We start from the raw sequence: 13,848 nt of genomic DNA, 5'->3' as shown, positions 1-13,848 counted from the left end.
GCGTCACGGCTGCGACACGTCGCGGCCGAAGTATTTCTGCGAGATCTTCGCGTAGGTGCCGTCCGCCTTGATGTCCGCGAGCGCCTTGTCGATCGCGGCCACCAGCGCCGGGCTGCCCTTGCGCAGCAGCACGCCGGACGCGTCGCCCGCGCCGGTCTGGTCGGTCGCCGCGATCTTCAGTTTCGCGTCGGGCTTGTGCTTGCGGAAATCGAGGTACGACAGCGAATCGTTGATCGTCGCATCGACGCGCCCCGACGTCAGCAGGTCGATCGATTCGTTGAAACCCTGCACCGGCACCACGTCGGCGCCGTGCGCGGCCGCGAGCTTGCCGAAATTGCTGGTCAGCGTGTTCGCGGATTTCTTGCCCTTCAGGTCGTCGAACGAGCGGATCGTCGTGTTGTCCGCGCGCACGATCAGCACCGCGTGCGACGTGATGTACGGCGTCGAGAAATCGTATTTCGCCTTGCGCGCATCGGTGATCGACACTTCGTTGACGACCGCGTCGTAGCGGTTCACGTCGAGGCCCGCGATCAGCCCGTCCCATTTGCCTTCGACGAACTGCGGCTTCACGCCGAGGCGCTGCGCGATCGCGGTCGCGATGTCGACGTCGAAGCCGGTCAGCTTGCCCGTCTCGTCGTGGTACGTGAACGGCGCGTAGGTGCCTTCGGTGCCGACGCGGAACACGCCGGCCGACTTGATCTGCGACAGGTCGTCGGCAGCCAGCGCACTGGTGGCCGCGGTGGCCTGCAGCAGCGCGACGACCAGGAGGGAGCGGAGGAATTTCATGGTGCGGACCCCGAATGATTGGAGAGAATCATCCCGCCGGCATGCGTGCGCCGTTCGAGAGGTCCGCGAATTCTACCGACGCGTCGAGGCGCGGCAAAAACGCAAATCGGCTAACGATATGAGCCGATCGAATAACGCCCGCACCGGCCGCCAGGCCAGCGCGGGATCTTACACACCGCTTACCAGGGCAGCGAATACGTCTTCGTATTCGTGAAGCTCTTCATCGCTTCCTGCACGCCCTCCTTGTAGCCGAGCCCCGAATCCTTCACGCCGCCGAACGGCGTCAGTTCGAGCCGATAGCCGGGCACCTCGCGCACGTTCACGCTGCCGACTTCCAGTTCGGTGATGAAGCGCGTGATGTGGTCGAAGCGGTTCGTGCACACCGACGACGACAGCGCGTAGTCGGTGCTGTTCGACATCCGGATCGCCTCGTCGATGTCGCGAAAGCGCATGATCGGCGACACCGGCCCGAAGGTTTCGTGCTTGACCAGCGGCGTGTCGGGCGTCACGCGATCGACGACGGTCGGCGAATACAACGCGCCGTCGCGCACGTTGCCGACCAGCAGCCGCGCGCCGCGCGCGATCGCGTCGTTGACTTGCTGCTCGCAGAACTTCGCCGCCGCTTCGTCGATCACCGTGCCCATGTCGACCGACGGATCGGACGGGTTGCCGTACGACCAGGCGCGCGTCTTCTCGACGACGAGCGCCGTGAAGCGATCGGCCACCGCCTCGTGCACGAGCATCCGCTTGATCGCCGTGCAGCGCTGCCCCGAATTCTTGTACGAGCCCGACACCGCGAGCGTGCTCGCTTCGTCGAGATCGGCATCTTCCATCACGATGATCGGATCGTTGCCGCCGAGTTCGAGCACCGCGCGCCGGTAGCCCATCCGCGCGGCGATCGACTTGCCGATCGACACGCCGCCGGTGAACGTGATCAGGTCGATCGCCGGGTTCGTGATCAGCTCGTCGGCGATTTCCTTCGGGTCGCCGGTGATCACCTGCAGCATCTGCGGCGGCAGGCCGGCTTCGTACAGGATGTCCGCGAACAGATAACACGACAGCGGCACCTTCTCCGACGGCTTCACGACGATCCGGTTGTTGGTCGCGACCGACGGCACGATCTTGTGCGCGACCTGGTTCATCGGGTGGTTGAACGGCGTGATCGCCGAAATCACGCCGAGCAGCGGATCGCGCTGCGTGTACACGCGGCGCTTCTTGCCGTGCGGCGTCAGATCGCACGAGAAGATCTGCCCGTCGTCCTTCAGCACTTCGCCGGCGCCGAACGTGAGCACGTCGGCCACGCGGCCGGCCTCGTAAGTCGAATCCTTGATGCACAAGCCGGCCTCGGCCGTGATCAGCGCCGCGATCTCCGCGGTGCGCGAGCGCACGATGTCGGCCGCGCGGCGCAGGATCGCCGCGCGATCGTGGCGCGTGAGCGTCGGCCGGTACGCACGCGCGACCGCGAATGCACGGCGCACGTCGTCGAGCGTCGCCTTCGGCACGGTGCCGACCAGCGCGCCGTCGTACGGGTTGCGCACGTCGATCACCGCGTCGCGGTGAATCCGTTCGCCGTCGATTCGCAGTGCTTCGCGACGAATCTCGCGGACGGCCGTCGATGCTGCAATGGCGTTCATGACTGTATCCTCCAAGGATGCGCGTGCATCACTGCAGATGGTTGAGCGCGATGTCGATGATGTCGAAGTTGCGCAGCCGCGCGCGACCGGTGACGTCGGTCGCGACCGGCTTGCTGAAGATCAGCGGCACGATCTGCTCGGAGATCCCGCCGTGCGAACGCAGCGGCACGTCGAGGCCCGACAGGTCGTGCTTGATGCGGCGCGTGCCGAGCACGACGTCCTGCTTCGAGATCACGATCAGGTCGCCCATCCGCGCGGGCGGCAACTCGAAGCGCGCGCAGCCTTCGGCGCCCGTCAGCACGACCTCGATGCCGTCGACCGCCGCGAGCCGCGCGCGCAGCGCGTCGGCATCGGCGGTGGCCGGCACGTAGACGGTCGCGAACGAGCCGAGCGCACCGTGGTGCACGACGTACGGATCGGTGATCGGCAGGATCACGCGCGCCGCATCGTGGCCGAGCCATTCGTCGAACAGCTCCTGCAGGTAGATCACGTTCGGCTCGCCGGTCGCGTCGTCGTGCTTCGCGTTCATCCCGTGATCGGCCGTGATCGCGACGATCGCGCCGAGTGCGTCGAGACGCTGCAGGTACGTGTCCATCATCGCGTAGAACGCGTTCGCGCCTTCGGTGCCGGGCGCGCACTTGTGCTGCACGTAATCGGTGGTCGACAGGTACATCAGGTCGATCGGGCGCGTCTCGAGCAGGCGCACGCCGGCCGCGAACACGAATTCCGACAGGTCCGCGCTGTACACGCTCGGCACCGGCTTGCCGACCAGCTCGAGCACGTTGTCGATGCCATTTTCCTCGACGCTCGCCTCGTCGGCCTTTTCCGACGAGAAGCAGATGCCCTTCAGCCCCTTGCCGAGCAGACGGCGCAGCTTGTCCTTCGCGGTGACGACCGCGACGCGCGCCCCTCGTTCGGCGAAGGTCGCGAGCACGGTGGGCGCGACCAGGTACTTCGGATCGTTCATCAGCACTTCGGCGCCGGTGTCGCGATCGTAGAAGTAGTTGCCGCTTATCCCGTGGATCGCCGGCGGCACGCCGGTGACGATCGACAGGTTGTTCGGGTTCGTGAAGCTCGGCACCACGCACTCGCCCTTGAGCGCGGTGCCCGGCTTCAGCAGCGTGCGCAGGAACGGCGCGACGCCGGCCTCGGCGGCTTCCTCCAGATATTCGTATGCGCAGCCATCGACGCACACGACCACCACGGGCCGGCTCATCCAGTTGTAGCGGCGGCCGTTCACTTCCACGGATACAGGCGTTTCAGTCATGACGTTCATTCCTTTCAGGTCGAAGGGTGTGAGCCGTCGGCGCCCGCGCCGCGCCGAAGGGAGGTGTTTTCCATGCTTGACATTAAAATTGATGATTTGTAGATTGTCAACAACATGCAGAGAACAGAAAGCAAAACAACGAAGCAGCAAGAGGGCTGGTCTCCACTCATCCGCCGTGTGCCGCGGCGCCACAGTCAAGGGGTCTGAAGATGAACGAAGTGCCGGTAAACAAGCGTTTGAACGCATGGGCGGCGGGCGCGGCCCGCGTCGCGCTGGCTGCCGCGGTGGCGCTCGGCGCCGCGCACGCGGCGTACGCGAAGACGTCGCTGCTGGTCTACACCGCGCTGGAAGACGAGGCGATGAAGCCCTACAAGGACGCGTTCGAGAAGGCGAACCCCGATATCGAGATCCGCTGGGTGCGCGACTCGACCGGCTCGGTCACCGCGAAGCTGCTCGCGGAGAAGAACAATCCGCGCGCGGACGTCGTGCTCGGCCTCGCCGCGTCGAGCCTCACGCTGCTCGACCTGCAGGGCATGCTGATGCCGTACACGCCGAAGGGCTTCGACCAGCTCACGCGCAAATACAGCGACGCGAACACGCCGCCGCACTGGGTCGGCATGGACGTGTGGGGCGCGACGATCTGCTACAACCGCGTCGCCGCGCAGGCGAAGAACATCCCGAAGCCGACGTCGTGGGAAGACCTGACGAAGCCCGTCTACAAGGGCGCGATCGTGATGCCGAGCCCCGTTTCGTCGGGCACCGGCTATCTCGACGTGACCGCTTGGCTGCAGACCTTCGGCGACGATCGCGGCTGGAAATTCATGGACGCGCTCGACAAGAACGTCGCGCAGTACGTGCACTCGGGCTCGAAGCCGTGCACGCTCGCCGGCACCGGCGAATTCCCGATCGGCATCTCGTTCGAGTTCCGCGGCCACGAACTGCAGGCGCAGGGCGCGCCGATCGATCTCGTGTTCCCGAAGGAAGGGCTCGGCTGGGACATGGAAGGCACGGCGATCATGAAGACGACGAAACAGCCCGACGCCGCGAAGAAGCTCGCCGACTTCATGGCGAGCAAGGAAGCGAACCAGATCACCGCGCGCTGGTGGGCGATCGTCGCGTATCCGGGCGTCGCGCGGAAGCTGGCCGGCATCCCCGACAACTACTCGGACCTGCTCGTGAAGAACGACTTCGTGTGGTCCGCGAAGAACCGCCAGTCGATCCTCGATACGTGGCAGAAGCGCTACGGCGCGAAAGCGCAGCAGTAACGCCGCGACCGGCTGCGGGGCCGCGCCGCGCGCCGCCCCGCGTCACCCTTTCCGTCGTCGAATCCGGCCCCCGGGCCGCCCCTCCATGGAGGCGCGCATGGCACCTTATCTGAGCGTAGAACGCATCGAGAAGCGGTACAACGACACGCAGGTCCTCACCGACATCAACCTGAGCGTGATGAAGGGCGAGATGATCTGTTTCCTCGGGCCGTCCGGCTGCGGGAAGACCACGCTGCTACGGATCATCGCGGGGCTCGAGACGCAGAACGCCGGCCACATCATGCAGGACGGCCGCGACATCTCGCGGCTGCCGCCGCAACTGCGCGACTACGGAATCGTGTTCCAGTCGTATGCGCTGTTCCCGAACCTCACCGTGTACGACAACGTCGCGTACGGGCTCGTGAACCGCAAGATGAAGCGCGACGCGATCCACGAGCGCGTGCATACGCTGCTGGCGCTGGTCGGTTTGCCCGACAGCCATCGCAAGCATCCGGGCCAGTTGTCCGGCGGCCAGCAGCAACGCATCGCGCTGGCGCGCGCGCTCGCCACCTCGCCCGGCCTGCTGCTGCTCGACGAGCCGCTGTCGGCGCTCGACGCGCGCGTGCGCGTGCGGCTGCGCCAGGAGATCCGCGCGCTGCAGCAGCGGCTCGGCGTGACGACGATCATGGTCACGCACGATCAGGAAGAAGCGCTGTCGATGGCCGATCGCATCGTCGTGATGAACCACGGCGTGATCGAGCAGATCGGCACGCCGCTCGAAATCTACCGGCAACCGGCATCGCCGTTCGTCGCGGACTTCATCGGCCGCGTCAACACGATTCCCGCCGAGGTCGCGCAGGACGGCACGCTGCGCGCGGGCGGCATCGGCTTCGACTGCCGCCACGGCACCGCGCAAGGCGCGGCGGTGTCGGTCTACGTGCGGCCCGAGGACCTGCGCATCCGCGTGCCGGGCGAGACGGCCGACAACGTGCTGGCCGGCCGCGTCGAGAAGCTCGAATTCCTCGGCGCGTTCTGCCGCGTGAGCTTCCGGATCGACGGGCTCGACGGCCAGGAGATCGTCGCCGACCTGTCGTATCACGACGTCGACCGCACCGGCGTGCAGGCCGGCGCGCGCATCGACCTCGCGCTCGATCGCGAGCATGTCCGCGTGTTCCCGTGCGCGAAGGAGCGACTCCAATGAGCACCGTCCTGACCGAGCGCCGCCGCGGCGCGTCCGCCCCCGCCGACGTCCGGCAGCTCACGCACTGGCACGATCGCCTCGCGCAGCTCGCGCTGGTCGCGATGGCCGCGCTGATGTCGCTGTTCCTGCTGCTGCCGCTCGCGCTCGTCGTGCAGAAATGCTTCGTCGACGCGGACGGGCGCTTCGTCGGCGCGCACAACTTCGTCGAGTATCTGGAGGACAGCGGCGTGCTGCGCTCGATGCTGCATTCGCTGACGGTCGGCGCGCTCGTCACGACGATCGTCGTGCCGATGGCGTTCACGTTCGCGTATGCGCTGACACGCTCGTGCATGCCGCTGAAGAACGCGGCACGCACGATCGCGCTGCTGCCGCTGCTCGCGCCGACGCTGCTGTCGGCCGTGTCGTTCATCTACTGGTTCGGCAATGCGGGGCTGCTGAAGCCGCTGCTGCACGGCCATTCGATCTACGGGCTGCCGGGCATCGTGCTGAGCATGGTGTACGCGTCGTTCCCGCACGTGCTGATGATCCTCGTCACCGCGCTGTCGCTCGCGGACGGCCGGCTCTACGAAGCCGCCGACGCGATGGGCACGGGCCGCCTGCGCAAGTTCTTCACGATCACGCTGCCCGGCGCGAAGTACGGGCTGATCAGCGCGACGATGGTCGCGTTCACGATGTGCATCAACGACTTCGGCGTGCCGGTCGTGATCGGCGGCGCGTACAACGTGCTGTCGACCGACATCTACAAGCTGATCATCGGGCTGCAGGATTTCAACCGCAGCGCGGTCGTGAGCCTGATGCTGCTGTGCCCGGCGCTCGTCGCGTTCGGCGTCGACTACTTCATCCGCCGCCGCCAGCAGTCGCAGCTCGGCGCGCGCTCGACGCCGTACCAGCCGAAGCCGTCGCGCGGCTTCGACGCCGCGATGCTCGCGTACTGCGCGCTCGTGTGCGCGTTCTTCATCGCGGTGGTCGGCATCTCGGTGTTCGCGTCGTTCGTCAAGTTCTGGCCGTACCAGATGACGCTCGGGCTGCAGCATTACGAGATGGGGTTGATCGCGGCCGGCATCTTCGACGCGTACAAGAACAGCTTGCGGATGGCCGCGACGGTGGCGCTCGGCGGCACGATCGTCGTGTTCGGCGGCGCCTACCTGATCGAGAAGACCCGCGGCGCACGCTGGCTGCGCGGCTTCATCAGCCTGTGCGCGATCCTGCCGATGGGCGTGCCGGGGCTCGTGCTCGGCATCAGCTACATCTTCCTGTTCAACGCGCCCGGCAATCCGCTGAACGGGCTGTACGGATCGCTGTGGCTGCTCGCGATCGTCACGGTCGTCCACTACTACGCGTCGAGCCACCTCACCGCCGTCACCGCGCTCCGGCAGATCGACAGCGAGTTCGAGGCGGTATCCGCGTCGCTGAAGGTGCCGTTCTACAAGACCTTCCTGCGCGTGACGGTGCCCGTGTGCCTGCCCGCGATCCTGCTGATCGCGCGCTACCTGTTCGTCAACGGGATGACGACGGTGTCGGCCGTCGCGTTCCTGTACTCGCCGGACACGCAGCCCGCGTCGGTCGCGATCCTGAACCTCGACGACGCGGGCCAGATGGGCCCGGCCGCCGCGATGGCCACGCTCGTGCTCGCGACCTCGTCGTTCGCGTGCGTACTGTTCGCCTGCATCTCGCACCGCCTGCTGCGCCGTACGCAGGCATGGCGCAACCCGCATCGCCGTTGATTCCCTGCCGCATTCACGTGACGTCCCGACTTCATCGAGGAGACACCATGACGCTCGCTGCCCAGCCCATCCTGCTGACCCCCGGCCCCCTGACGACCTCCGAGCGCACGCGCGACGCGATGCTGCGCGACTGGGGCTCGTGGGACGGCGATTTCAACGCGATCACCGCGCGGCTGCGCGAACGCCTGCTGCAGATCGTGCACGGCGAAGGCACGCACGAATGCGTACCGCTGCAAGGCAGCGGCACGTTCTCGGTCGAAGCGGCGATCGGCACGCTGGTGCCGCGCGACGGCCACGTGCTGGTGCCGAACAACGGCGCGTATTGCCAGCGCCTCGCGAAGATCTGCCGCGTGCTCGGCCGCCGGCTCACGACGATCGACTACCGCGAGGATCGCCGCGTCGATCCGGCCGACGTCGAGCGCGCGCTCGCCGCCGATCCGTCGATCACGCACGTCGCGCTCGTGCACTGCGAAACCGGCGCCGGCGTGCTGAACCCGCTGCACGACGTCGCACAGGCCGTCGCGAAGCACGGGCGCGCGCTGATCGTCGACGCGATGAGCTCGTTCGGCGCGATCGACATCGACGCGCGCACGACACCGTTCGACGCGGTGATCGCCGCGTCCGGCAAATGCCTCGAGGGCGTGCCGGGGCTCGGCTTCGTGATCGCCAAGCGCAGCGCGCTCGAACGCTGCGAAGGCAACAGCCACTCGCTCGCGATGGACCTGTACGACCAGTGGGTCTACATGCAGCGCACGACGCAGTGGCGCTTCACGCCGCCGACGCACGTGGTCGCCGCGCTCGACGCGGCCGTCGCGCAATACATCGACGAAGGCGGGCTCGCCGCGCGCGGCGGCCGCTACCAACGCAACACCCGCGCGCTGCTCGACGGGATGCGCGCGCTCGGCTTCCGGCCGTTCCTCGATCCGGCGATCCAGGCGCCGATCATCGTCACGTTCCATGCGCCGGATGATCCGAACTACGACTTCAAACGGTTTTATCAGGAGGTCAAAAAGCGCGGCTACATTCTGTATCCGGGCAAGCTGACCGAAGTGGAGACGTTCCGCGTCGGCTGCATCGGCCATTTCGGCGAGGCCGGGATTCCGGGCGCCGTCGCCGCGATCGCCGACACGCTGCGCGCGATGGGCGTACGCCGCGTGTCGGCCGAAGCGGCGGCATGACGATGTGACGCGATGCCCCGGCCGCGTGCGCAGGCGCAGGCGGCCGCCCGTTTTCCCGGCCGTGCGCCGCACGGCCCCTTATCGACGACTCTCCGATGCGACCCTTCTGGATCGAACAAGCGCTGTTCAACGACGGCGATCTCGCCCCCGCGCTGCAAGGCGCGACGCAGGCCGACGTGTGCATCGTCGGCGGCGGCTTCACGGGCCTCTGGACCGCGATCCAGGCCAAGCAGCAGCATCCCGCGCTCGACATCGCGATCCTCGAAGCCGACCTGTGCGGCGCCGGCGCGAGCGGCCGCAACGGCGGCTGCCTGCTCACGTGGTCCGCGAAGTTCCTGACGCTGCGGCGCCTGTTCGGCGAAGCCGAGGCAATCCGGCTCGTGAAGGCGTCGGAAGCGGCCGTGCAGCACATCGCCGATTTCTGCCGCGCGCACGACATCGATGCGGAACTGCGGCTCGACGGCACGCTGTACACCGCGACGTCGCGCGCGCAGGTCGGCACGCTCGCGCCGGTGCTCGATGCGCTTGCCGCGTGCGGCATCCACAGCTACGAGCCGCTGCCGCCCGCCGAAGTCGCGCGCCGCTCGGGCTCCGCGCGCAATCTCGACGGCGTCTACTCGCCGATCGCCGCGACCGTGCATCCGGGCAAGCTCGTGCGCGGGCTGCGCCGCGTCGCGCGCGCGATGGGCGTCCGGATCTACGAGCGCACGCCGATGCTCGACTTCACGCCCGGCCAGCCGGCCGTCGTGCGCACGCCGTCCGGCAGCGTCACGGCGGGCAAGCTCGTATTCGCGATCAATGCGTGGATGGCGAGCCGCTTCCCGCAGTTCGAGCGGACGATCGCGGTCGTGTCGAGCGACATGGTGATCACCGAGAAATGCCCGGAGCTGCTCGCGCGGACCGGGCTCGTGGATGGCGTGTCGGTGCTCGATTCGCGGATCTTCGTCTACTACTACCGCACGACCGCCGACGGGCGGCTGATGCTCGGCAAGGGCGGCAACACGTTCTCGTGGCGCAGCCGCATCGCGCCGGTGTTCGACCGCCGCTCGCCGTACGAGGCGCAGCTCACGCACAGCCTGCGCGAGTTCTTCCCGTCGCTCGCGGGCGTGCCGGTCACCGCGAGCTGGAACGGGCCGTCCGATCGTTCGGTGACGGGCTTCCCGTTCTTCGGCCGCCTCGACGACGCGCCGAACGTGTTCTACGGCTTCGGCTATTCGGGCAACGGCGTCGGGCCGACCTACATGGGCGGACAGATCCTGTCGTCGCTGGTGCTCGGCCTCGACAACGCGTGGACGCGCAGCCCGATCGTGCGCGGCCCGCTCGGCCATTTCCCGCCGGAGCCGATCCGCTATGTCGGCGCGCACGTCGTGCGCAACGCGATCCGCCGCAAGGAGCGCGCGGAGGACGAGAGCCGGCGGCCGTCGGTGGTCGATACGTGGCTCGCGAAGTTTGCGAGCGCGGCGGGGAAGGCCGACAAGGCATGACGACGGATTGATCCGCTGAACCGAAGCGCAACGAAAAAGGGACGCGGCGACGCGTCCCTTTACCTGTGCGCGACAGCTCCCGCGGGCGTTGCCGGGCTTTTATGCGCCGGCCTTCTCCCGCGCCGCCTTGCCCGTCGCAGGCAGCCCCTGCTCGTGCGTACGGCGCATCCGCGCGAGGCCGTGCGCGACATGCTCGCGCACGAGCGCGACGGCCTTGTCCTCGTCGCCGGCCGCGAGCGCCTGCACGATCTTGTCGTGCTCGGCCGCCGACACCGCGATCGCATCCTCCTCGGCCTCGATCGCCGCCTGGCGCAGCAGGCCGAGCTGGCGCACGAGCCGCCGGTAGGTATCGGTGAGATGGGTATTGCCGACGCCGACGACCATCGCGTCGTGGAACTGCACGTTCAGCTCGGTATAGCGCGTGACGTCATGCGTCTTCGCGGCGTCCTTCATCGACTGGATGATGCCCTTCAGCACCTTCAGCGTCTCGGGCGAGATACGCTTCGCGAGCGCGCGCGCGACCGACTCGTCGAGCATCGCGCGCACTTCGTAGATTTCCTCGGCCTCGCGCAGCGGCACGACGCGCACGGTCACGCCGCGGTTCTTCTCGTTGCGCAGCAGGCCGGCCTGTTCGAGCGCGCGGAACGCTTCGCGCACTGGGCCGCGCGACACGTTCAGCCGGGTCGCGATCTCGACTTCGTTGAGCTTTTCGCCCGGCGCGTATTCGCCGGAGACGATCGCGCGCTCGAGCATGTCCTGGACGATCATCGCGAGCGACTGGCTTTGCAGGAGTTCGATGGCGCTGAGCGCGTTCGGGGCAGTCATGGTCGGGCAGGCAGCGGGCTATGGATGAAAACGAGGGCGCCATATCGGCGAATGATCCTTGTATACCCTCGGCCCGGCATATTGTCAACAGTTTTCAGTTTCCAAAATCCAATCCGGCGTGCCGGAATGCGGCCGGCACGCGAGGGGCGCGCGCGGCGGGCGAACCGCCCCGCTTCGCGCGACCCTGCGCAACCGTCAGGCCGTGTGCTTCACCGGCCCCGGATCGCTGTGGCTCGGCCGGCCCGTCTCGACGTGGCCCGCGAAGCGGCGCACGACCTTGTCGTCGCCGCCGCGCAGCGTGGTCGCGGTGATCGTCAGATCGTACCAGCCGTGGCTCGACGACAGCTCGAAGTGCGCCTCGATGCGCTCGCCCGGCGCCAGCGTGTAGGTGCGTGCATGCGCATGGCTGTACGCGTTGTCGACCGTCACGCGGCAGCTCGCGCGCCCGCTGTTGCGCAGTTGCAGGTACACGTGGCGATTGCGCACGTCGTAGCCGATCTTCGCTTCGGGGTTCGCGTGGCGGCCGTCCGCGGCGAGCCGCGTGTTGCCCTGGAACTCGCACAGATAGCCGTTCGGGCCGTAGGCCGCGAGATGGTAGTCGCCGCGCGCGGCCGACGTGCTCCACGTGTCGACGAAGCGGTCGCGCGCGGACACCGCGTAGCGGCGCGGCGGCGTCGCCGGGTTGCGGCGGTCGTACACGTAGAACGCGGCGCCCGCGTCGCCGGTGTTCGCGAAGTCGAGCGACACGGTGTCGTCATGCGCGCCCACGCGGCTGTGCACGAACAGCTCGTACGGCAGCGCACGCGCCGGCCGCGTACCCGGCTCCTGCGCCGGCATCGACTGTTGCGCGGGCACCTGGTACGCCTGGCCGGCCGTCGCGAGGTGCTGCGGCACCGTGAAGCTCACCGTGCGCGTGTCGGGGCGCGCAGAGAAGTCGAACGCCGACGTGAGGTCGCCGCAGATCGACCGGCGCCACGCGCTGATGTTCGGTTCCTTCACGCCGAAACGCGCTTCGAGGAAACGCAGCACCGACGTATGGTCGAACGTCTCCGAGCAGACCCAGCCGCCCTTCGTCCACGGCGAGATGATGATCAGCGGCACGCGCGGCCCGAGGCCGATCGGCTGGATGCCGCCCGGGTCGGCGCCCGGCACGAGCGGGCTCATTTCGCCCGGATACTTGTTCAGGTCGAGCAGCTCGTCGCCGAGGGTCGACAGCAGGTTCGACGACACGATCCCCTGCCCGCCCACGCCGCTCGTGACCGGCGGCACCGGCGGCACGACGTGATCGAACAGTCCGTCGTTCTCGTCGTAGTTCAGGATGAACACCGTCTTCGCCCACACTTCCGGGTTCGACGTCAGCGCCTCGAGCACCATGTTGATGTAGAACGCGCCGTCGGTCGGCGACGCCTGCGGGTGCTCGCTGTACTTGTACGGCGACACGATCCACGACACCTGCGGCAACCGGTTCGCCTGCACGTCGGCCTTCAGCTCCGCGAGCGTGTGGTTCGATGCGCCCTTGTCGACCAGCGGGCCGCTCGCGCCTTCCTTCACCTGGAAGCGCTTGAAGAACATCAGCGAGTTGTCGGTGTAGTTGTCGGTCGGGTCGCCCGGGATGCCGGTGCCGCCCTGGTACACCTTCCAGCTGATCTTCGCGTTCTCGAGGCGTTCGGCGTAGGTCGTCCACGTGTAGCCGTTCACGTCGTTGCGCTCGCCGATGCCCGGGCCGTTCGGCGCGCTGCCGTAGACGTTGCGCGAATCGATCGTGCCGGTCCACAGGTAGATGCGGTTCGGCGCCGTGTCGGCGTGCGCGGAGCAGAAGTACGAATCGCAGATCGTGAACGCGTCGGCCAGCGCGTAGTGGTACGTGAGATCCTGGCGCTTCAGGTAGCCCATCGTCAGCACGTCCTGCTTCTGGTTCACCCACTGATCCCACTGGCCGTTGTTCCAGGACAGGTGGCCGCTGCTCCAGCCGTGGTTGGTGCCCGGCTGGAATTCGGTCGTCTGCTTCGGATCGAGGTAGAACGGCAGCACGTACGGCGCGGACGGATCGAGCCCGCGCGAGTGGTAGTTCTTCGTGAACACCGATGCCGGCGGCTGCTGCCACACCGGTGCGCCGTTCGGCAGCAGGTGCGGACGCGGGTCGTCGAAGCCGCGCACGCCGCGCAGCCCGCCGAAGTAATGGTCGAACGAACGGTTTTCCTGCATGAAGATCACGACGTGCTCGACGTCGCGGATCGTGCCGGTGCGATAGGCGGCCGGCATCGCCAGCGCATTGCGGATCGCGGGCGGAAAGCCCGCGTAGGCGGCCATCGCGCCGGCCGACTGCGCGGCGAGGCGCAGGAAATCGCGTCGATTGTTCGAGGACATGAAAAGCACCCTGTGGTCGGTGGGAGTGGGGTCGCCGGACGAGCGGGCCGGCGATCTGCGTCGCCGTTATTACCCCGCACCGGCATGTCCCGGCCGTGACCGGTTCCCGCAGGTTTCTTTGGGTGACCCACAGGATTT

10 protein-coding genes are annotated in these 13,848 nt (G+C 67.7%); 5 read left to right on the top strand and 5 right to left on the bottom strand.

The genetic code is table 11. The features are described from left to right. Window positions 1-3: 3 nt before the first annotated feature. The 3 genes from H0X95_RS22445 to phnA all read right to left on the bottom strand — a co-directional run bounded on the left by H0X95_RS22445 (window position 4) and on the right by phnA (window position 3,687). Window positions 4-786, bottom strand: a complete 783-nt coding sequence (locus H0X95_RS22445) for an amino acid ABC transporter substrate-binding protein (protein WP_006485790.1) — start codon at window positions 784-786, stop codon at window positions 4-6. Between the two features lie 179 nt (window positions 787-965). Further along, on the bottom strand, window positions 966-2,420 hold the full coding sequence (gene phnY / locus H0X95_RS22440) for a phosphonoacetaldehyde dehydrogenase (RefSeq protein WP_196446223.1): 1,455 nt from the start codon (window positions 2,418-2,420) through the stop codon (window positions 966-968). A gap of 28 nt (window positions 2,421-2,448) precedes the next feature. Continuing rightward, window positions 2,449-3,687, bottom strand: coding sequence for a phosphonoacetate hydrolase (gene phnA, locus H0X95_RS22435; protein WP_006485766.1), 1,239 nt, complete (start codon window positions 3,685-3,687; stop codon window positions 2,449-2,451). Window positions 3,688-3,896: 209 nt separating this feature from the next. Here phnA and H0X95_RS22430 point away from each other — a divergent pair, with 209 nt between their 5' ends. The 5 genes from H0X95_RS22430 to H0X95_RS22410 all read left to right on the top strand — a co-directional run bounded on the left by H0X95_RS22430 (window position 3,897) and on the right by H0X95_RS22410 (window position 10,518). Then, window positions 3,897-4,952: a putative 2-aminoethylphosphonate ABC transporter substrate-binding protein gene (locus H0X95_RS22430; protein WP_006485797.1), complete on the top strand. Its 1,056-nt coding sequence runs from the start codon at window positions 3,897-3,899 to the stop codon at window positions 4,950-4,952. 97 nt (window positions 4,953-5,049) lie between these two features. Beyond that, complete coding sequence (locus H0X95_RS22425; RefSeq protein WP_006485771.1) at window positions 5,050-6,132, top strand: putative 2-aminoethylphosphonate ABC transporter ATP-binding protein; 1,083 nt, start codon at window positions 5,050-5,052, stop codon at window positions 6,130-6,132. After that, window positions 6,129-7,856 (top strand): putative 2-aminoethylphosphonate ABC transporter permease subunit, encoded by a 1,728-nt coding sequence (locus H0X95_RS22420; protein WP_006498682.1) that lies wholly within the window; start codon window positions 6,129-6,131, stop codon window positions 7,854-7,856. Before H0X95_RS22425 ends, H0X95_RS22420 begins: the two co-directional genes overlap by 4 nt. Window positions 7,857-7,903: 47 nt before the next feature. Continuing rightward, on the top strand, window positions 7,904-9,034 hold the full coding sequence (locus tag H0X95_RS22415) for a 2-aminoethylphosphonate--pyruvate transaminase (RefSeq protein WP_006485770.1): 1,131 nt from the start codon (window positions 7,904-7,906) through the stop codon (window positions 9,032-9,034). 95 nt (window positions 9,035-9,129) lie between these two features. Beyond that, window positions 9,130-10,518, top strand: coding sequence for an FAD-dependent oxidoreductase (locus H0X95_RS22410; protein WP_059721161.1), 1,389 nt, complete (start codon window positions 9,130-9,132; stop codon window positions 10,516-10,518). Window positions 10,519-10,617: 99 nt separating this feature from the next. On the opposite strand, the gene H0X95_RS22405 is transcribed toward H0X95_RS22410, so the two are convergent. Together H0X95_RS22405 and H0X95_RS22400 are read right to left on the bottom strand one after the other, a co-directional pair. Beyond that, a complete protein-coding gene (locus H0X95_RS22405) occupies window positions 10,618-11,343 on the bottom strand; it encodes a phosphonate utilization associated transcriptional regulator (protein ID WP_006485791.1) in 726 nt (241 codons plus the stop codon). A 195-nt stretch (window positions 11,344-11,538) separates the two neighbouring features. Next, window positions 11,539-13,710: a phosphocholine-specific phospholipase C gene (locus H0X95_RS22400; RefSeq protein ID WP_012492328.1), complete on the bottom strand. Its 2,172-nt coding sequence runs from the start codon at window positions 13,708-13,710 to the stop codon at window positions 11,539-11,541. Window positions 13,711-13,848 lie beyond the last annotated feature (138 nt).

Source organism: Burkholderia sp. 9779_493 (assembly GCF_015712215.1).
GTDB lineage: Bacteria > Pseudomonadota > Gammaproteobacteria > Burkholderiales > Burkholderiaceae > Burkholderia > Burkholderia cenocepacia.
The sequence above is the reverse complement of the archived record's forward strand: the minus strand, read 5'-3'. Positions and strand labels throughout refer to the sequence as shown.